The sequence below is a fragment of the Cellulomonas sp. T2.31MG-18 genome, from assembly GCF_964266755.1.
In the GTDB taxonomy this organism is placed as follows: Bacteria; Actinomycetota; Actinomycetes; order Actinomycetales; family Cellulomonadaceae; genus Cellulomonas.
On the sequence record NZ_CAXWGW010000004.1, the window covers coordinates 16660 to 34118 of the forward strand.

The 17459-nt window shown below is 73.7% G+C and carries 17 protein-coding genes; 11 read left to right on the forward strand and 6 right to left on the reverse strand.

The window, feature by feature from the left end:
* Position 1 precedes the first annotated feature (1 nt).
* Complete coding sequence (locus ACFQTY_RS14795) at positions 2-559, reverse strand: CGNR zinc finger domain-containing protein (protein WP_378101887.1); 558 nt, start codon at positions 557-559, stop codon at positions 2-4.
* Between the two features lie 84 nt (positions 560-643).
* Between ACFQTY_RS14795 and ACFQTY_RS14800 the strand changes: the two genes are divergently transcribed.
* From ACFQTY_RS14800 to cofE, 3 genes are all read left to right on the forward strand, one after another.
* On the forward strand, positions 644-1663 hold the full coding sequence (locus ACFQTY_RS14800) for an EamA family transporter (RefSeq protein WP_378101892.1): 1020 nt from the start codon (positions 644-646) through the stop codon (positions 1661-1663).
* Positions 1664-1734: 71 nt separating this feature from the next.
* Complete coding sequence (locus ACFQTY_RS14805; RefSeq protein ID WP_337975212.1) at positions 1735-2748, forward strand: TIGR03557 family F420-dependent LLM class oxidoreductase; 1014 nt, start codon at positions 1735-1737, stop codon at positions 2746-2748.
* Complete coding sequence (gene cofE, locus ACFQTY_RS14810) at positions 2745-3572, forward strand: coenzyme F420-0:L-glutamate ligase (RefSeq protein ID WP_378101896.1); 828 nt, start codon at positions 2745-2747, stop codon at positions 3570-3572. Before ACFQTY_RS14805 ends, cofE begins: the two co-directional genes overlap by 4 nt.
* A gap of 64 nt (positions 3573-3636) precedes the next feature.
* Here the strand turns inward: cofE and ACFQTY_RS14815 are convergent, their stop codons facing one another.
* Genes ACFQTY_RS14815 through ACFQTY_RS14825 form a run of 3 tightly spaced genes read right to left on the reverse strand, consistent with a single transcriptional unit; the run spans position 3637 to position 5265 of the window.
* On the reverse strand, positions 3637-4023 hold the full coding sequence (locus tag ACFQTY_RS14815; RefSeq protein WP_337975214.1) for a YbjQ family protein: 387 nt from the start codon (positions 4021-4023) through the stop codon (positions 3637-3639).
* A gap of 45 nt (positions 4024-4068) precedes the next feature.
* The gene (locus tag ACFQTY_RS14820; protein WP_378101899.1) at positions 4069-4644 is read right to left on the reverse strand and encodes an HhH-GPD-type base excision DNA repair protein; all 576 of its coding nucleotides are present in this window, start codon (positions 4642-4644) and stop codon (positions 4069-4071) included.
* A gap of 57 nt (positions 4645-4701) precedes the next feature.
* Positions 4702-5265: a MarR family winged helix-turn-helix transcriptional regulator gene (locus ACFQTY_RS14825; protein ID WP_378101903.1), complete on the reverse strand. Its 564-nt coding sequence runs from the start codon at positions 5263-5265 to the stop codon at positions 4702-4704.
* A 44-nt stretch (positions 5266-5309) separates the two neighbouring features.
* Here ACFQTY_RS14825 and ACFQTY_RS14830 point away from each other — a divergent pair, with 44 nt between their 5' ends.
* A complete protein-coding gene (locus ACFQTY_RS14830) occupies positions 5310-5966 on the forward strand; it encodes an NADPH-dependent F420 reductase (protein WP_378101905.1) in 657 nt (218 codons plus the stop codon).
* Positions 5967-6131: 165 nt separating this feature from the next.
* Positions 6132-8807: a phosphoenolpyruvate carboxylase gene (locus ACFQTY_RS14835; RefSeq protein ID WP_378101907.1), complete on the forward strand. Its 2676-nt coding sequence runs from the start codon at positions 6132-6134 to the stop codon at positions 8805-8807.
* Here the strand turns inward: ACFQTY_RS14835 and ACFQTY_RS14840 are convergent.
* A complete protein-coding gene (locus tag ACFQTY_RS14840) occupies positions 8770-9300 on the reverse strand; it encodes an NUDIX domain-containing protein (protein ID WP_378101910.1) in 531 nt (176 codons plus the stop codon). The genes ACFQTY_RS14835 and ACFQTY_RS14840 overlap by 38 nt on opposite strands.
* Before the next feature lie 95 nt (positions 9301-9395).
* Here ACFQTY_RS14840 and ACFQTY_RS14845 point away from each other — a divergent pair, with 95 nt between their 5' ends.
* The 6 genes from ACFQTY_RS14845 (at position 9396) to ACFQTY_RS14870 (ending at position 15619) form a co-directional block, all read left to right on the forward strand.
* Positions 9396-10442 carry a sigma-70 family RNA polymerase sigma factor gene (locus ACFQTY_RS14845; protein ID WP_378101912.1) on the forward strand — a complete coding sequence of 349 codons (1047 nt, stop codon included), beginning with the start codon at positions 9396-9398 and terminating at the stop codon, positions 10440-10442.
* Between the two features lie 73 nt (positions 10443-10515).
* Positions 10516-11148, forward strand: coding sequence for a hypothetical protein (locus tag ACFQTY_RS14850; protein WP_378101914.1), 633 nt, complete (start codon positions 10516-10518; stop codon positions 11146-11148).
* Positions 11149-11188: 40 nt separating this feature from the next.
* A complete protein-coding gene (locus ACFQTY_RS14855) occupies positions 11189-12181 on the forward strand; it encodes a VOC family protein (RefSeq protein ID WP_378101916.1) in 993 nt (330 codons plus the stop codon).
* 37 nt (positions 12182-12218) lie between these two features.
* Positions 12219-13019, forward strand: a complete 801-nt coding sequence (locus ACFQTY_RS14860) for an LLM class F420-dependent oxidoreductase (protein ID WP_378101919.1) — start codon at positions 12219-12221, stop codon at positions 13017-13019.
* Positions 13020-13075: 56 nt separating this feature from the next.
* The gene (locus tag ACFQTY_RS14865) at positions 13076-14896 is read left to right on the forward strand and encodes a metallophosphoesterase (RefSeq protein ID WP_378101922.1); all 1821 of its coding nucleotides are present in this window, start codon (positions 13076-13078) and stop codon (positions 14894-14896) included.
* Positions 14897-14947: 51 nt separating this feature from the next.
* Entirely contained in the window at positions 14948-15619 is a 672-nt protein-coding gene (locus tag ACFQTY_RS14870; protein ID WP_378101925.1) for a metal-dependent transcriptional regulator, read from the forward strand.
* Positions 15620-15643: 24 nt separating this feature from the next.
* On the opposite strand, the gene ACFQTY_RS14875 is transcribed toward ACFQTY_RS14870, so the two are convergent.
* A complete protein-coding gene (locus ACFQTY_RS14875; protein ID WP_378101928.1) occupies positions 15644-17392 on the reverse strand; it encodes a helicase HerA-like domain-containing protein in 1749 nt (582 codons plus the stop codon).
* Between the last annotated feature and the right edge of the window lie 67 nt (positions 17393-17459).

Consider the following 17459-nt stretch of genomic DNA (forward strand, 5'->3'; position numbering starts at 1 on the left):
GTCACACGGGGTCCGCGGCTGCTCGGCGCGCGCGGTAGGCGGCGACGTGGGCGCGGTTGGCGCAGTTGTTCACGTCGCAGAACCGCCGGGACCGGTTGCGGGACAGGTCGACGAGCACCGCCTGGCAGTCCGGCGCCTCGCAGAGCGCCATCCGCGCGTACTCGTCCGACCGGATGACGTCGACGACCGCCATCGCGGCCTCGACCATGATCCGCACCGGCAGCGGGGCCTCCATGTCGGTGGCGTGCAGGTGCCAGTCCCAGCCGTCGTGGCGGGCGAGGTAGGGCAGGGCGCCCGCCTCGCGCAGCATCTCGTTGACGAGCCCCGCCGCCTCGTCGCGGTCGACCTCCCACAGGCGGTGCAGGCGTTCCCGCACGGTGCGCACCGCGGCGACCTCGTCGTCGTCCCTGTCGTGGCGGCCGGCGTAGCCGAAGTCCGCGTAGAAGCGGTCGAGGTCGGCCACGGACGTCAGGGTGTCGACGCCGTCCCGGCGCAGGCCCGTGTTGACGAGCCAGGCGGCCGCTGTGAGCGACACCTCAGTGTCAGGGGCGAACGTCACTTTGACTCCTGTCGGCGTGTCTGGGTACTGTCACGAGCATAAATCGCGTTCACCCCTGACATCGGGGCGTTGGAGGGGGTAGTCGTGCGCACTGCGGGATCCCGCGGGGGCGGCGTGGTGGCCGGGCTCGTGGCGGCGGCCGCGTTCGCGACGTCGGGGCCGGTGGCCAAGCCGTTGCTCGAGGCGGGGTGGACGCCCGGCGGCGCGATCCTGTTCCGCCTCTCGTTCGGTGCACTGCTCCTGCTCGGCCCCGCGCTGTGGGCGCTGCGCGGCCGGTACCGCCTGCTGGTGACGGAGCGCCGGACGCTGCTGCTGTTCGGCCTCGTCGGCGTCGCCGGGTCGACGTCCCTGTACTACCTCGCCGTCGACCGGCTGCCCATCGCCGTCGCCCTGCTCGTCGAGTACACGGCGCCGCTGCTGCTGCTCGGCTGGGCGTGGGCCCGGACCCGTCGCACGCCCTCTCGGCTCACGCTGGTCGGCGCCGCGCTGGCGATGGGCGGGCTGGTCCTGGTGCTCGACCTGACGGGCAGCATCCACCTCGACCCCGTGGGTCTGCTGTTCGCGTTCGCCGCCGCGGTGGGGAACGCCGCGTACTTCGCGATGACGGCGCGCCCGTCGCCGCTGCCCCCCGTGGCGGTCGCCGGCTCGGGGCTGGTGGTCGGCGCCCTGGTGATCGGGCTGCTGCTGGTGGTCGGCGTCCTCCCGCTCCGCACTCCCGCGGTGCCGGTGCACGTCGCCGGCACCAGCACGTCGTGGCTGGTGCTCGCCCTGGTGCTCGGAGCGCTCCCCACGGCGTTCGCCTACGGCGTCAGCACGGTCTCGGTGCGCATCCTCGGGGAGCGCACGGCGTCGTTCCTCGCCCTCGCCGAGGTGCTCTTCGCCGTGGTGCTCGCCTGGGCGCTGCTGGGCGAGGCCCCCGCCGGGGTCCAGCTGGTCGGCGCTCTGCTGGTGGTGGGCGGCGTGGCGCTGGTCCGCCGTGGTGCGACGGACGAGTCGGAGGCCCTGCTGGTCGAGCCGGCGGCCGCCGACGTCCTGGTGCTTCCCACGTCGGACGCGCCGCTGCCGGACGCAGACCTGCGGGAGCCGCAGCCGCTGGCTGTCTGACAGGGGCGTCCTAGGCTCGTCGTCGTGTGCGCGGGACGACCTGGCCCCCGCGGTGGGCGGACGGAGACGATGTGGCAGTGACGGCGAACGGTCTGACGGTCGGCTACGCGGCGAGCCTCGAGCAGTTCCACCCGACCGAGGCGGTCGAGCTGTCGGCGGTCGCCGAGCAGCACGGGTTCTCCGGGGTGATGGCGGCGGACCACTTCCAGCCGTGGGTCCCCGCCCAGGGACAGTCGGCCTTCGTCTGGAACGTGCTGACGGCCGTCGGCGAGCGGACGACCGGTGACTTCGGCCCCGGTGTCACGGCGCCGACCTTCCGCTGGCATCCCGCGATGGTCGCTCAGGCATCGGCCACGCTCGCCGCCATGTACCCCGGTCGGCACTGGCTGGGCCTCGGCTCCGGCGAGGCCCTGAACGAGCACGTCATCGCCGGGTACTGGCCGGAGGCACCCGAGCGGATCAACCGGATGTTCGAGGCGATCGAGATCATCCGCAAGCTCTTCACGTCCTCGCTGGCGGGCAAGGACACCAAGCACGCCGGGGCGTTCTACAAGCTCGAGTCGACGCGCCTGTGGACCATGCCGGAGGTGCCCCCGGAGATCCTGGTCGCCACCGCGGGTCCGGTCACGGCCAAGCGCGCCGGCCGGCACGCGGACGGGCTGATCACCGTCGGTGCGCCCCTGGAGAAGATCGGCGGCCTGTTCACCCGCTTCGCCGAGGGCGCGCGCGAGGCCGGCAAGGACCCGGACGCGATGCCGAAGGTGCTGCAGCTGCACCTGTCCTGGGCGGCGACGGACGAGGAGGCGATGGCCAACGCGATGCACGAGTGGCCCAACGGCGGGATGAAGTTCCCCAAGGGTGACGTCCGCTCGCCGTTCGACTTCGAGCAGATGGCCCGGATGGTGCGGCCGGAGGACTTCGCCGGTCGGATGGTGGTCTCGGCCGACCCGGACGTGCACAGGGCGGAGATCCAGCGGTACGTCGACCTCGGGTTCGACCGGATCTACCTGCACAACGTCGGGCGCAACCAGCGGGAGTGGCTCGAGGTGTTCGGGCGGGACGTGCTGCCGGCGCTGAGCCGATGACGGGTGGCGACCGCGAACCGTCCGAGCTGCGGGTCTGGGCACCGGGCGGCGTCGGCGAGGTGCGCCCCGGCGACGACCTCGTCACCCTTCTGCTCGACGCGCTCGCGGCGGACGACGACCCGGACCACCGTCCGGCCGACGGCGACGTCCTGGTGCTGACCAGCAAGGTGGTGTCCAAGGCCGAGGGACGGGTGGTCGCGGCCGAGGACCGCGAGCAGGCGATCACGGACGAGACCGTGCGGGTGGTCGCGACGCGCGAGCACGCCGCCGGGGTGACGCGGATCGTGGAGAACCGGCTGGGGCTCGTGATGGCCGCCGCCGGGGTGGACGCCTCGAACACCCCGGCCGGCACGGTGCTGCTGCTGCCGCTCGACCCCGATGCCTCCGCGCGGGCCCTCCGGGACGGCGTCACCGCGAGGTTCGGGGTCACGGTCGGCGTGATCGTCAGCGACACCGCCGGTCGGCCGTGGCGCGACGGCGTGGTGGACATCGCCATCGGCGTCGCCGGCCTGGCACCCCTCGAGGACCTGCGGGGGCTGGCGGACAGCTTCGGGCGACCGCTGACGATGACGGTGACGGCGGTGGCCGACGAGCTGGCAGCCGCGGCCGAGCTGGTCAAGGGCAAGGCGTCCGGCCGGCCGCTCGCCGTGGTCCGCGGCGCAGGCCGGTGGGTCACCGCGGAGCACGGGCCCGGTGCGCGGCCGCTCCAGCGGACGGGGCCCGACGACATGTTCCGGCTCGGTACCGCCGAGGCCTACGAGGAGGGCTTCGCCGCGGGACGGGCCGCCGCCGGTGGCACGCCCGAGGGGCGCACGCAGGCGTAGCCGACGGCCCGACGCGCACCGGCGGCTCGACGTGCGCTGGCGGTCAGGCGGCCCGAGGCTGCGGTCAGACCCCGGCGCCCGGGGTGCCCGTCGCGAACTGCACGGACTGGGGTGTGGCGCCCGGCTCGCCGGCGGCGATCGGCTCGACGACGGCGGCGGTGCCGTACGCGCACACCTCGCTGAACTGCCCGATCGAGTCGGTGTCGAACCGCATCGCCAGGATCGCGTTGGCGCCGCGCTGCTCCGCCTCGGTCACCATCCGGCGCATCACCTCGTGCCGGCTCTCGTACATGATCTTGGTGTACTCGGGGATCTCCCCGCCGCCGATGGCGCGGAAGCCGGCGGTGAAGCTGGCGCCGATGTTGGTGGAGCGGACGGTCAGACCCATCACCTCGCCGAGGACGGCGAGGACGCGGTAGCCGGGCAGGTCGTTGGAGGTGACGACGATCATGGCGGCGATCCTGCCAGCGACACCGGCCCCGCGGGAACGGTCGAGTCAGGCGCCGGCGGCCTTGAGCGCCGCCTTGTAGGCCCGCTTCGCCTCGCGGACGGACGCCAGGCTCTCCGGGCCGGTGACGTCCGCGATGGAGCGCAGGACGCCCTCCTCGCCGTAGGGGCCGGCGGCCTCGCGCCACCCCGGCAGGTCGACGCCGCGGCGCTTGGCCAGCATGGCGAGGAAGATCTGCGCCTTCTGCTTGCCGAAGCCCGGCAGCGCCGTCAGCCGGCGCAGGACCGTGGCGGCATCCGGGTCACCGTCGGTCCACAGCCGCGTGGTGTCGCCGTCGTACTCGTCGACGACGGTGCGGGCGACCGACTGGATGCGACCGGCCATCGCGCGCGGGTACCGGTGCACCGCCGGAGGGGTCGCGGCCAGCTCCTCGAACGCGGCCGGGTCCGCCTCGGCGATCCGGTGCACGTCGAACCCGCCCATCCGGTCGGCGAGCTTGCGCGGGCCCGCGAAGGCGGCCTCCATGGTCATCTGCTGGTCGAGCAGCATGCCGATCAGCAGGGCGAACGGGTTCTCGTCGAGGAGCCGGTCGGCCGACTCGTCACCGGTGAGCCAGAAGGTCATGGGGCCCATGGTGGCGAGTCCAGGCCCTCACCGGGAGTACGTCCCGCTGTCGGCCCCTCAGCGGTTGCGGCGCAGCAGCCGGTCCTCGGGGTCGAGCCGCGTGAGCAGGGCTGAGGTGATCGCCTCGAGCTGGGCGACCTGCTCGTCCGTCAGGACGTCGATCACCAGCTCGCGCGCGGTGCGGACGTGCCCCGGCGCCGTCCGGACCAACGTGTCCCAGCCCAGGTCGGTCAGGTGCGCGTTGGTGGCGCGGGCATCCCCGGGACAGGGGAGGCGTTCGACCAGCCCACGGACCTCGAGCCGCTTCACCACGTGCGACAGCCGGGGGAGGGTGGCACTGGTGCGCTGGGCCAGACCCGTCATCCGCAGAGTGCGCTCCGGCGCCTCGGACAGCATCGCCAGCACCTGGTAGTCGAAGTGCGTGAGGTCGGCGTCGCGCTGAAGCTGGGAGTCGAGGCGAGCCGGCAGCAGCTCGGCGACGGAGATCAGGCCGATCCACGCCCGGAGCTGGTCCGGGGTGAGCCACGGCACGTCCTGCTGGTCGGCGGACGCGGCGACGTCGCAGGCGCGCCCCGCCGCGGCCACCGCAGCGGCCGGCTCGTCATGGGTCGAGATCGTCATGCGACCAGACTACGGCATCAGTTGACACGTCAACCATTTCGAGTATGTTGGTTGTACCGACAAACTTCTGGAGGATCAGCATGAGCACGGTCACGGTCATCGGGACAGGCAACATGGGAACGCAGATCGCCGGGCTCGCCGCCAAGGGCGGCGCCACGGTCCAGGTGCTCGACCGGCACGTGGAGAAGGCCGAGGCGCTCGCAGCGAGCATCGGGGGCACGCCCGGCGCCGTGGGTGAGCCGATCACCGGCGACATCGTCGTGCTCGCGGTCCCGTACCCCGCCGTCGCGGAGCTGGTCGGCACCTACGGCAGCCAGCTTGCCGGACGCACCGTCGTCGACATCACCAACCCGGTCGACTTCGCCACCTTCGACTCCCTCGTGGTGCCCGCGGGCTCCTCGGCGACCGAGCAGATCGCCGCGCAGCTGCCGTCGTCCGCGGTGCTCAAGGCGTTCAACACCAACTTCGCGGGCACGCTCGCCTCGGGGACCGTCGGGGCGCTCCCGACGACGGTCCTGGTCGCCGGGGACGACGCCGCCGCGAAGGCGGCCTTCACCGAGGTCTTCGGCTCCGCGATCACCGTCGTGGACGCCGGTCCCGTGCGTCGTGCGCACGAGCTGGAGGCCCTGGGCTTCCTGCAGATGACCCTCGCGGCCGCGGAGAAGATCGCCTGGACCGGCGGTTTCGCCACGGTCCGCTGACCCGCGGCGCCGGTGGACGCCCTCGCTGTCCACCGGCGCGGCACGACGCGGCGCCCGTCCGGTCTCGGCCGGTACGTGGCGCCGCGTCGTCGTATCCACGGGGGCCGTGCCTCACGTCGCGGACAGGTACGGCAGTCATGGGACCTTGGCCCTACGGTTGGCCCCGTGACGTCATCCGAGAGCACCCCTGAGGCCGTTCGAGGCCTGGCCCGGCACGAGGTCCCGGAGCCGCTACGGACGGATGTCCGGCTGCTCGGGGAGCTGCTGGGACGTGTGCTGCGCGAGGCCGGCGGCGACGAGCTGTTCGAGGACGTCGAGCGGCTGCGGGAGCTGGCGATCCGCGCCCACGACGACCCCGAGTCGGACGCCCTCGCTCAGGCCGAGGCGCTGGTCGAGGGCTTCGACCTGACCCGTGCCGAGCACGTGGCCAGGGCGTTCACCTGCTACTTCCACCTGGCGAACCTCGCCGAGGAGTACCACCGGGTGCGCGTGCTGCGGGAGCGGGAGTCGCAGATCGCGGCCGACGAGCTCGCGCCCGACGACTCCCTCGGGTCGGCGTACGCCCAGCTGGCCGCCGAGGTGGGACCGGATGAGGCGCGCGCCCGGCTGGGGGCCGTCGAGTTCCGTCCGGTGTTCACCGCCCACCCGACCGAGGCCCGGCGCCGCGCCGTCGCCCGGTCGATCCGGCGGATCGCCGACCTGGTCGCCGAGCGGGACGCGCTGAACATCGGCGGGACGACCCTCGCGGAGAACGAGCGCCGGCTGCTGTCCGAGATCGACACGCTCTGGCGCACCTCGCCGCTGCGCGCCGAGAAGCCGACCGTGCTCGACGAGGTCGCCACGGTGCTCAACATCTTCGACACCACCTTGTTCGACGTGCTGCCGGCCGTGTACCGCCGGCTGGACGACTGGCTGCTCGGGGACGCGGCCGGCACCACGGCTCCGGTGGTCCAGCCGTGGTCGCACCCCGGCAGCTGGATCGGTGGTGACCGCGACGGGAACCCGAACGTCACCGCCGAGGTGACCCGAGCCGCGGCGGTGCTCGCGTCCGAGCACGCGCTGACGGCTCTCGAGGCGTCCGCCCGCCGTACCGCCGAGGCGTTGACGCTGGACGCCGACGGCACGCCACCCTCGGCGGGCCTGCTGGCGCTGTGGCAGCGGCAGCGGTCCCTGTCCGACTCGCTGACCGCCGCGGTCGCCGCCGAGTCGCCGAACGAGCCGCACCGCAGGGTGCTGCGCGTGATCGCCGAGCGGATCGCCGCGACGCGTCGGCGGGACGCCGACCTGGCCTACCCCGACGCGGCGGCCCTCGAGGCCGACCTGCTGGTGCTGCAGAGGTCCCTCGCGGAGGCGGGGGCCGTCCGCGCGGCCTACGGAGACCTGCAGCGCCTCGTGTGGCAGGTGCAGACCTTCGGCTTCCACATGGCCGAGCTGGAGGTGCGCCAGCACTCCCAGGTGCACGCCGAGGCCCTGGCGGACATCGCCGAGCACGGGCTCGGTGGTGAGCTGGCGCCCCGGACGGTCGAGGTGCTCGACACCTTCCGTGCGATCGGCAGCGTGCAGCGCCGGTTCGGGCTCGCGGCGGTGCGCCGGTTCATCGTCTCGTTCACGCAGTCCGCCGAGCACCTCGCCGCGGTCTACCGGCTGGCGGAGCTCGCGTTCGACGGTGCCGACGACGCACCGGTGATCGACGCGATCCCGCTGTTCGAGACCTTCGCGGACCTGCAGGCGAGCGTCGACATCCTCGAGGAGTCGCTGGCGATACCGCAGGTGCAGCATCGTCTGGAGCAGACCGGCCGGCACCTCGAGGTGATGCTCGGGTACTCGGACTCGTCGAAGGACGTCGGGCCGGTCTCGGCCACGCTCGCGCTGGACGACGCGCAGCGGCGGATCACCGCGTGGGCGCGCGAGCACGACATCCGGCTGACGCTGTTCCACGGTCGCGGCGGTGCTCTCGGCCGCGGCGGCGGCCCGGCGAACCGCGCCCTGCTGGCCCAGCCACCGGGGAGCGTCGACGGTCGTTTCAAGCTGACCGAGCAGGGTGAGGTGATCTTCGCCCGCTACGGCGACCCGACGATCGCCGCCCGGCACATCGAGCAGGTCACCGCGGCGACCCTGCTCGCCGGTGCGCCCTCCGTCGAGCGGCGCACGGCCGAGGCGGCCGAGCGTTTCGGCGACCTCGCGGCGCGCCTCGACGTCGCCTCGCGCCAGCGGTTCCACGCCCTGGTCCGTGCCGAGGGCTTCCCGCAGTGGTTCGCCGAGGTGACCCCGCTGGAGGAGGTCGGCCTGCTGCCGATCGGCTCCCGGCCGGCACGACGCGGCCTGTCGGTGTCGTCCCTGGACGACCTGCGCGCGATCCCGTGGGTCTTCTCCTGGTCGCAGGCCCGGATCAACCTCGCCGGCTGGTACGGCCTGGGCACGGCGCTCGACTCCGTCGGCGACGTCGACCTGCTGCGCAGCGCGTACGCGGACTGGCCGCTCTTCGCCACCGTGATCGACAACGTCGAGATGTCGCTCGCGAAGACGGACGAGCGCATCGCAGCTCGCTACCTCGGCCTCGGCGAGCGCGCCGACCTCGCCGCGCTGGTGCTGGAGGAGATGGCGCTCACGCGCAAGTGGGTCCTGGCGATCACGGACTCCGAGGTGATGCTGTCCCGCCGGCGGATCCTCGGCCGCGCCGTCGCGCTCCGCAGCCCCTACGTCGACGCCCTGTCGTTGCTCCAGCTGCGCGCGCTGCGTGCGCTGCGGACCGGTGAGTCCCAGGAGAGCGTCGAGGACCTGCGCCGGCTGCTGCTGCTCACCGTCAACGGTGTGGCGGCAGGTCTGCAGAACACGGGCTGACCGGCACCGACATCACGGCGGGCAGCAGCTCGCCGTGCGCCAGCGCGTCGAGGACCGTCCGCTCGTGCGGGACGACCGGTTCGGGCAGCGCGTTCAGCGGGTACCAGGCCATGGCGGCGGCACGGTTCGCCTCGCGCAGCTGCGGCTCACCGGTCCAGCGGTCTGCCGCGAAGAAGACGTCGACGCGCTGCTCGACGGCCGGGCCGCCGCGCTCGAACCGGTGCAGCACCGTGAGCGGCTGCAGGTCGTCGATGCGCACCTGGACGCCGGCCTCCTCGGCGGCCTCCCGGCAGGCTGCCTCGTGCACCGACTCGCCCGGGTCCACGTGGCCGGCGAGCGTCGCCCAGTGCTCGTCCCTGTACCCGGTGCCGCGGCGCAGCTGCAGCAGCACCTCGTCGCCCTGCGGTCCCGGGCGACGCAGCACCAGGTACGCCGCGGCGACGAGCAGGGTGCGGCCGGCCAGGTGGTCGTCGTCGGCGTAGCGCTGGGTCACCCGCGCAGTCTGGCACCGGGTCCCTCCGCTGCCTCGGGGAGCGGCTGCCACGACGGGGCTGCCGCGGTGTCGGAGGAGCGGGTTACCGTCCTGGTGTGACGCAGACCACAGGCGCGGTCGCCGCGTCGTCCGCCGCACCGGACGACGGCGGCGCACCGGTCGTGCAGGACGGGTTCGACGCCCTCGTCGCGCCGCTGCGCCGCGAGCTGCTCGCCCACTGCTACCGGATGACCGGGTCGCTGCAGGACGCCGAGGACGCCCTGCAGGAGACCTGGCTGCGGGCGTGGCGCGCGCTGCCGGACTTCGAGGGCAGGTCCTCCCTGCGGACGTGGATGTACCGCATCGCGACGCGCGTCTGCCTGTCGCACCTCGAGGGCAGGGCGCGACGGCCGCTCCCGGTGGGTCTCGGTGGACCGCCGGCGGACCCCGCCGTCGAGCCGCAGCAGGACCGCTCGGTGCCGTGGCTGGAACCCCTGCCCGACCGCCTGCTGTGGAGCACTCCGGACGCCGACCCGGCCGACCGGGCGGTGGACGTCGACACCGTGCGCCTGGCCTTCGTGGCGGCGCTGCAGCACCTCACCGCGCAGCAGCGCGCCGTCCTGCTGCTGCGGGACGTGCTGGCCTGGACGGCGGCGGAGGTGGCCCAGGCGCTGCGGCTGTCCGTGGCGGCGGTCAACTCCACGCTGCAGCGGGCGCACGCCCGCATGGCCACGCTCGACGTCCCGCCGGCACCCGCGGAGCTCACGCCCCACCAGGAGCACCTGCTGCGCCGGTACGTGGCGGCCTTCGAGGCGTACGACGTGCCGGCCCTCGTCACGCTGCTCGCGGCGGACGTCGTCTGGGAGATGCCGCCGTACCCCGAGTGGTACCAGGGTCCCGACGCGGTCGGGAACCTGATCTGCCGCTGGTGCCCCGCGACCGGCCCCGGCAGCATGCGGCTGCTGGGCACGTCGTCGAACGGGTTGCCGACCTTCGGCCTCTACATGCGGGAGGCGGACGGCCGCCACCACGCCTTCCAGCTGCAGCAGGTGACCGTCGGCCCGGACGGCGTGCAGCGGGTCACCGTCTGGTTCGCGCCCGAGCTGTTCGGCGCGTTCGGCCTGCCCGACGTCGTGCCGCCGGACGCGGAGAGGCGCCACTAGGCTCAGCGGGTCGGCGCGTGAGCGCACCGCCGCAGGCACGGCCGCCGTGGCGGCCACGGCTCGGGAGGCCCCGATGAGCGACTCCGGCGAGGGCGACTTCGAGTTCGAGCGGAGGTTCGTCGCGCGGGACGTGCCGGCCGAGCTGCTCGAGGCGACCCCGACGTTGATCGTGCAGAGCTACCTTCTGGCCGCCGACGGCTATGCGGTGCGCGTGCGGGTGCAGGCGCCGGGGGTCCCGGCGGTGCAGGACCCGGGGCTGGACGAGCTCCTGCTGCTCGAGCGGTACGTCGACCGCGTCGAGTTCGCCTCGGTGACCGTCAAGGGCCCGATGGTCGCGGGCACGCGGTACGAGGCCGAGCGGGAGCTCGACCCCCTGATGGGCATCGAGATCGTCCGCCGTGGACCCGCGCGGGTGGCCAAGCTCCGCCACGCCGTCTGGCTCGGTGACGACGGCTGGGTCATCGACGTCTTCACCGGCGCGAACGCCCCTCTGGTGGTCGCGGAGGTGGAGCGAGGGGGACCTGTCACCGACCTGGCCATCCCGTCCTTCTGCGTCACCGAGGTCACCACCGACCACCGCTTCGCGAACGACGCCCTGGCGTCGAGGCCGTTCAGCACGTGGGCGGCAGAGCTCGACGCCGAGCTCGCCGAGCACGGACCCGTCTTCCTCTCCGAGCTGGGCACCAACCGGCGCCTCGAGCCGTGACTGCTTGGAAGTTGACCCTTCAACTATTACAGTAGTTGACATGACAACCACTTCGTCCGCGTCCGGCACCGCTCCTCGACCCGGGGCCGGGGCCCGCACGGCCGTCGCGCCGACGCTCGCGCAGGCTCACGAGTCCATCGCGGCGGGCACCGGCATGGACGCGGTCACCCTGCTCGTCGGGGACCTGGACAACCAGCTGCACTTCTACCGAGACGTCCTGCGCCTTGCGGTGGTCGAGCAGCCGGTCGACCGGCTCGGCACCGGGCCGGCGCAGTTGACGCTGGGCAGGGGGACCACGCCCCTCGTCGTGCTGCGGCACACGCCCGACCTGCCGCCCGCGCGCCGCGGATCGGCCGGCCTTTTCCACACCGCCCTGCTGTTCGACGACCGTGCGGACCTGGCCGAGACGCTGGCCTCGGTCGCACGCCACGCGCCCGGCACCTACACCGGCTCGGCCGACCACCTCGTGTCGCTGGCGTTCTACCTGACCGACCCCGAGGGGAACGGTGTCGAGCTGTACTGGGACCGGCCGCGTGACGAGTGGCGGCACTCCGCCGACGGCGGCGTGCTGATGGACTCCCTGCGGCTCGACCCGAACGAGTTCCTGGGCGAGCACCTGGGGGAGGCGCAGCTCGAGCGGCTGGAGCAGGCGGCACCTGATCCGGCTCCGGTCGACGGGGAGACCGTCGTCGGCCACGTGCACCTGTCGGTCGGCGACGTGCCCTCGGGTCGGGCGTTCTACGTGGACGCGCTCGGCTTCGACGTCACCGCGCAGTGGCACGGGGCGCTGTTCGTCTCCGCCGGCGGCTACCACCACCATCTGGCGATGAACACGTGGGCGTCGGCCGGCGCGGGACCACGCGCGTCGTCCCTCGGCCTCGGCGAGGTCCGCATCCTGGTGCCGACGGACGACGACCTCGGGGCGCTCGCCGCACGGGTCGCCCGCGCCGGGGTGCGGGGCGAGCACGACGGCCGGACGTTGCGTTTCGAGGACCCCTGGCGCAACGTGATCCGGGTCGCGGCCGCGGCCTGAGCAGCAGGTCTGCGCCTCGGGACGTAGCCTGCACGGCGTGACGCATCCCGTACGCATCGGTGTCCAGCTCCAGCCCCAGCACGCCGACTACCCCCGGATCCGCGACGCCGTGCGCCGCGCCGAGGACCTCGGCGTCGACGTGATCTTCAACTGGGACCACTTCTTCCCGCTGTCCGGCGACCCCGACGGCAAGCACTTCGAGTGCTGGACGATGCTGGGCGCCTGGGCCGAGCAGACGAGCCGGGTGCAGCTCGGCGCTCTCGTCACGTGCAACTCGTACCGGAACCCCGAGCTGCTCGCCGACATGGCGCGGACCGTCGACCACATCAGCGGTGGACGGCTGATCCTGGGGATCGGCGCGGGCTGGAAGCAGAAGGACTACGACGAGTTCGGCTACGAGTTCGGCACGCCGGGCAGCCGGATCGCGGACCTGGCGCAGGCGCTGCCGCGGATCAAGGCTCGCCTGGTGGCGGGCAACCCGGCGCCGACGCGGGAGATCCCCGTGCTGATCGGCGGGGGCGGTGAGCGCAAGACCCTGCGTGTCGTCGCCGAGCACGCCGACGTGTGGCACTCGTTCGGTGACGTGACCGAGCTGCGGCGCAAGAGCGCGATCCTCGACGAGCACGGCGCCGCCGTCGGACGCGACACCGCATCCCTCGTCGAGCGCTCGGTGGGCGTCGGTGCGCCGCCGGAGGCTGTCGCCGACGACCTGCTCGCCGCAGGCGTCACGCTGTTCACGGTGGGGACCGGCGGACCGGACTACGACCTCTCGCTCGCGCAGCAGTGGGTGCGGTGGCGGGACGAGCGGGCGCGGCGTGAGGGGGACGAGGGCAGGTAGCCGGGGCGGACAGCCCGGAGGTCGCCCCGACCGGTGGCGCGCCTAGGGTGGTGACGATGCGACGTCCACGCTTCCCCCGACGCTCCCGGCGGTGGTGGCTGCGCGCGAGCCTGCTCGTGCTGCTCGACCTGCTCGTCGCGGTGGTCGTCGGGGTGACGACCGCCTCGGTGCACGGGTCGTTCGGCCCGCACGAGGCACGGTACGAGGTCACCACCGACTCGACCGTCACCATCGACGTCGGTCCGCTCGGCAGGCTGCTGGTGCGCTCACCGTTGCCCCTGACGCTCGGCGTGCGGGCCACGGTCGAGGAGATCCCCGACACGCTGACGTCGGTGGACCCGGCGACCACGCTGGCCGCGCTGAGCGGGGACCTGCAGTCCTACGTCCAGTTCTTCAGCGCACCGCAGTCCACGGTCCACGACGTCACCCTGGCGCTGATCGCCGACGCGGCGGTGCGTGCGGCGGTGACGGCGCTGCTCCTCGCCGGCCTCTGGTACGTCGGTCGGTGGCTGCTGGGCCCGGCTCGACGCGCCGAGCTGGCGACCGCGCTGCGGGTCCACCGGCGCCTCGTCGTGGCCGGGGTCGCCGGGGTCGCCGTGTGCGGCACGGTGCTCACCTCGAGCACCGGGCCGACCCCGACCCGTTCGACCGCGGCGATCTCGCCCGTGTTCAACGGCACCCCGCTGCAGGGCGCCCGCGTCACCGGTCGGCTCGGTGGCGTGATCGACACCTACGGCGGCTACGTCCTCTCGGCGGTGCGCGAGAACGACGCGTTCTACCAGGCGGCCGACCAGGCGCTCGTCACCGCGTGGGGCTCCAGACCCGCCGATCCCGTCGTCTGGTCCCGGCCGTCCCCGACCGCGACCCCGACCGCCACCCCGTCCGTGTCCGCGGCCGGCTCGACCGCCAGCGCCACCGACTCGCCGACGGGGCTCGCGCCGCAGGCGACCGGTCTCGCGCCGCAGGCGGCCGGCCTGGGCGGCGCCGTCTCCGCGTCGCCCACGTCCTCGTCGAGCGCCTCGCCCAGTCCGTCACCGACGCGCGCCCAGGCGAAGCTGGTCACCGTCGTGGTGGTCTCCGACCTGCACTGCAACGTCGGGATGGCGTCCCTGATGCACTCCGTGATCACGCTGTCCCGGGCCTCGCTCGTCCTCGACGCGGGCGACACGACCCTCGACGGCACACCGGTGGAGCAGTACTGCGACACCACCTTCGCGCGCGCCGTCCCGGCCGGCGTCGCGCTGGTGACGTCTCCGGGGAACCACGACTCGGACACCACGAGCAAGCGGTACGCCCGTTCGGGCGCCACGGTGCTCGCGGGTTCGGTCGTGACGGTCGACGGCATCCGGATCCTCGGCGACCACGACCCGAGCCAGACCCGGGTCGGTGGCGGTACGACCTCGGTGGCCGGTGAGACCGTCACGGACGCCGGTGCACGACTCGCGGACGTCGCCTGCGCCGACAAGACCGGCGTGGACCTGCTGCTGATCCACAACCCGCCGGTCGGCCAGGAGGCGCTGGATCGCGGCTGCGTGCCGGCGCAGATCTCCGGGCACTACCACGTGCGCACCGACCCCGAGGTGGTCGGTGAGGGGGTGCGGTACATCAGCAGCACGACGGCGGGCGCCCAGGTGAACCAGCCGACGATCGGGCCGCTGCACGGGGTGGCGGAGCTGACGGTGCTGCGCTGGGACACCGAGACCCGCAGGTTCGTGGACTACCGCGTGATCGCCGTGCACCCCGACCGGACGGTCACCGTCGGTGCCGCGCAGCCGTGGCCGGCGCTGCCGCCCGCACCGTCGTCCGCCGCCGGGTCGTCGTCCGCTCCCGGAACGGGCGCGACGGTCGGCACGGTGCCGGCGACCGCGGCACCCTGAGGTCGCCGATCCCGCCCGGCACCGACCGGCCCGGCCCCTACGCTGGACGTCGTGAGCCAGTCCCCCCAGTCGCTGACGGCCGTCAGCCAGGACTACCTCAAGGTGATCTGGTCCGCCCAGGAGTGGTCGGATGCGCCCGTGACCACCAAGGCCCTGGCCGCGCGCCTGGGCGTCGGCGCGTCGACGGTCTCGGAGACCGTCCGGCGGCTGGCCGACGCCGGTCTGGTGACGCACGAGCCCTACGGCGCGGTGGGGCTGACGCCCGAGGGGCGGGCGCACGCGCTGGCGATGGTGCGGCGGCACCGCCTGCTGGAGACCCTCCTGGTCGCCCATCTCGGCTACGCGTGGGACGAGGTGCACGACGAGGCCGAGGTGCTCGAGCACGCCGTCTCGGACACGTTCGTCGAACGCATCGCCGCCCACCTGGGGCACCCGACCCGGGACCCGCACGGCGACCCGATCCCCGGTCCCGACGGGTCGATGGACGTGCCGGCCGCGAGGACGCTCTGGGACGTGGAGCCGGGGGAGTGGCGGGTGGTCCGCATCTCCGACGCCGACCCCGAGCTGCTCCGCTACCTCGCGGCCCGGGGGCTGGGTCTCGACGCTCGCGTGAGCGTGACCCGGCACTCCGTCGCCGGCGTCGTGTCCGCGCGCGTCGGTGACCAGGAGCAGGTCGACCTCGGTGAGGTCGCCGCTTCGGCGATCTGGGTCGGGAGCCCGTGACGGCTGACGGGTCGTGCTGACGCGTCAGCGTCGGCGCAGAGTGCCCAGCAGCGTCCGGGTCAGCTCGCGTCCCAGCTGCGTGCCGGCCGACCGCAGGAACGAGTCCAGCGGGTCCGCCGTCCGGGACCTCGCCCTGGGGCGGTACGACGAGCGGGCGTCGCGCTCCGCCTCGCGCCGCGCAGCCTCGGCGTCCTTCTCCTGCTGCGCAGCCTCCTGCTGGGCCGCGACCCGTGCCGCCGCCTCCTGCGCCCGTGCGGTGAGCAGCTCGTACGCCGACTGCCGGTCGACCGGCGTGCCGTAGCGCGCTGCGAGGGGGGACGCCGCGACCGCACCGAGCACGGCGGCGTCCGGTGCGGCACCCATCGACGCCTGCGGCGCCCGCAGCCGCGCCCACGCCACGGGGGTCGGGGCACCGGTCTCCCCGAGCACGGTGACGATCGCCTCGCCGGTGCCCAGCTGGGTGAGCACCTGCTCGAGGTCGTACGACGACGTGGGGTAGGTGCGGGCCGCCGCGCGGAGGGCTGCCGCGTCCTCGGGCGTGAAGGCACGCAGCGCGTGCTGCACACGGCTCCCGAGCTGACCGAGCACGTCGGCCGGCACGTCCTTGGGGCTCTGCGTGACGAAGACGATGCCCACGCCCTTGGACCGGATCAGCCGCACGGTCCGGACCACCTGGTCGAGGAGCTGCGGCGAGGCGTCGTCGAACAGCAGGTGCGCCTCGTCGAAGAAGAAGACCAGCCGCGGCTTCTCCGGGTCGCCGACCTCCGGGAGCACCTCGAACAGCTCGGCGAGCAGCCACATCAGGAACGTGGAGAACAGGGCCGGCCGGTCCTGCACGGCGGGCAGCTCGAGGGCCGACACGACGCCGCGTCCGTCGGGAGCCGTGCGCAGCAGGTCCGTGACGGTGAACGCCGGCTCGCCGAAGAAGGCCGCGGCCCCCTGCGACTCGAGCGTCACGAGCTCGCGCAAGATCACCCCGGCGGTCGCCGCCGACAGCCCGCCGATCGCCTTGAGCTCGGCCTTCCCCTCGTCGGAGGTGAGGAACTGGACCGTCGCCCGCAGGTCGGCCAGGTCGAGCAGCGCCAGGCCCTGGGTGTCGGCCCAGTGGAAGATCAGGCCGAGGCTCGACTCCTGCGTCTGGTTCAGCCCGAGCACCTTCGACAGCAGCAGCGGGCCGAACTCGCTGACGGTGGTGCGGATCGGCACGCCCGGGCCCATCCCGCCGAGCGTGAACAGCTCCACCGGGAAGGACGACGGCGTCCAGTCCTGCCCGATCGCGCGCGTGCGCTCCAGCAGCTTGTCGTTCGGGGTGCCGGGCACCGTCAGACCGGTGAGGTCGCCCTTGATGTCCGCGACCAGGACGGGGACACCGGCGGCGGAGAGGGACTCGGCCATCAGCTGCAGCGTGCGCGTCTTGCCGGTGCCCGTCGCCCCGGCGACCAGTGCGTGCCTGTTCAGCATGCCGAGCGGGATGCGGACCTGGGCCGCCGGGTCCGGGGAGCCGTCCTGCACCAGCGCACCCAGGGCGAGTGCCGGACCCGTGAACGTGTAGCCGGCAGCGACCTGGTCGGCCAGGGCGGACGACGCGGGAACGGTCGTGGCCGCCGGCGCGCCGGACACCTGCGCCGCGGCGAGTGCGGTGGCTGCCGCGACGGCCTCCGCCTCGGCTGCCTCCGCCCTGGCCTTCGCGGCATCGGCAGCGGCGCGCGCTGCCTCCGCCTGCAGCTGCGCGAGCCGTGCGGGGTCGACCTGGTCACCCGTCTGCGACGACATCTTCGGAGTCTAGGAAGGACGGTAGGGCGCCGACCAGGGGAGCCGTCGCCGTCCGAGGTCCCGGCCC

What these genes read in the sequence shown, in the direction of transcription:
- cofE (WP_378101896.1), top strand. Translation starts at nt 2,745, where the DNA reads ATGACGGGTGGCGACCGCGAACCGTCCGAGCTGCGGGTCTGGGCACCG.
- ACFQTY_RS14815 (WP_337975214.1), bottom strand. Translation starts at nt 4,023, where the DNA reads ATGATCGTCGTCACCTCCAACGACCTGCCCGGCTACCGCGTCCTCGCC.
- ACFQTY_RS14820 (WP_378101899.1), bottom strand. Translation starts at nt 4,644, where the DNA reads ATGACCTTCTGGCTCACCGGTGACGAGTCGGCCGACCGGCTCCTCGAC.
- ACFQTY_RS14825 (WP_378101903.1), bottom strand. Translation starts at nt 5,265, where the DNA reads ATGACGATCTCGACCCATGACGAGCCGGCCGCTGCGGTGGCCGCGGCG.
- ACFQTY_RS14830 (WP_378101905.1), top strand. Translation starts at nt 5,310, where the DNA reads ATGTTGGTTGTACCGACAAACTTCTGGAGGATCAGCATGAGCACGGTC.
- ACFQTY_RS14850 (WP_378101914.1), top strand. Translation starts at nt 10,516, where the DNA reads ATGAGCGACTCCGGCGAGGGCGACTTCGAGTTCGAGCGGAGGTTCGTC.
- ACFQTY_RS14855 (WP_378101916.1), top strand. Translation starts at nt 11,189, where the DNA reads ATGACAACCACTTCGTCCGCGTCCGGCACCGCTCCTCGACCCGGGGCC.
- ACFQTY_RS14865 (WP_378101922.1), top strand. Translation starts at nt 13,076, where the DNA reads ATGCGACGTCCACGCTTCCCCCGACGCTCCCGGCGGTGGTGGCTGCGC.
- ACFQTY_RS14875 (WP_378101928.1), bottom strand. Translation starts at nt 17,392, where the DNA reads ATGTCGTCGCAGACGGGTGACCAGGTCGACCCCGCACGGCTCGCGCAG.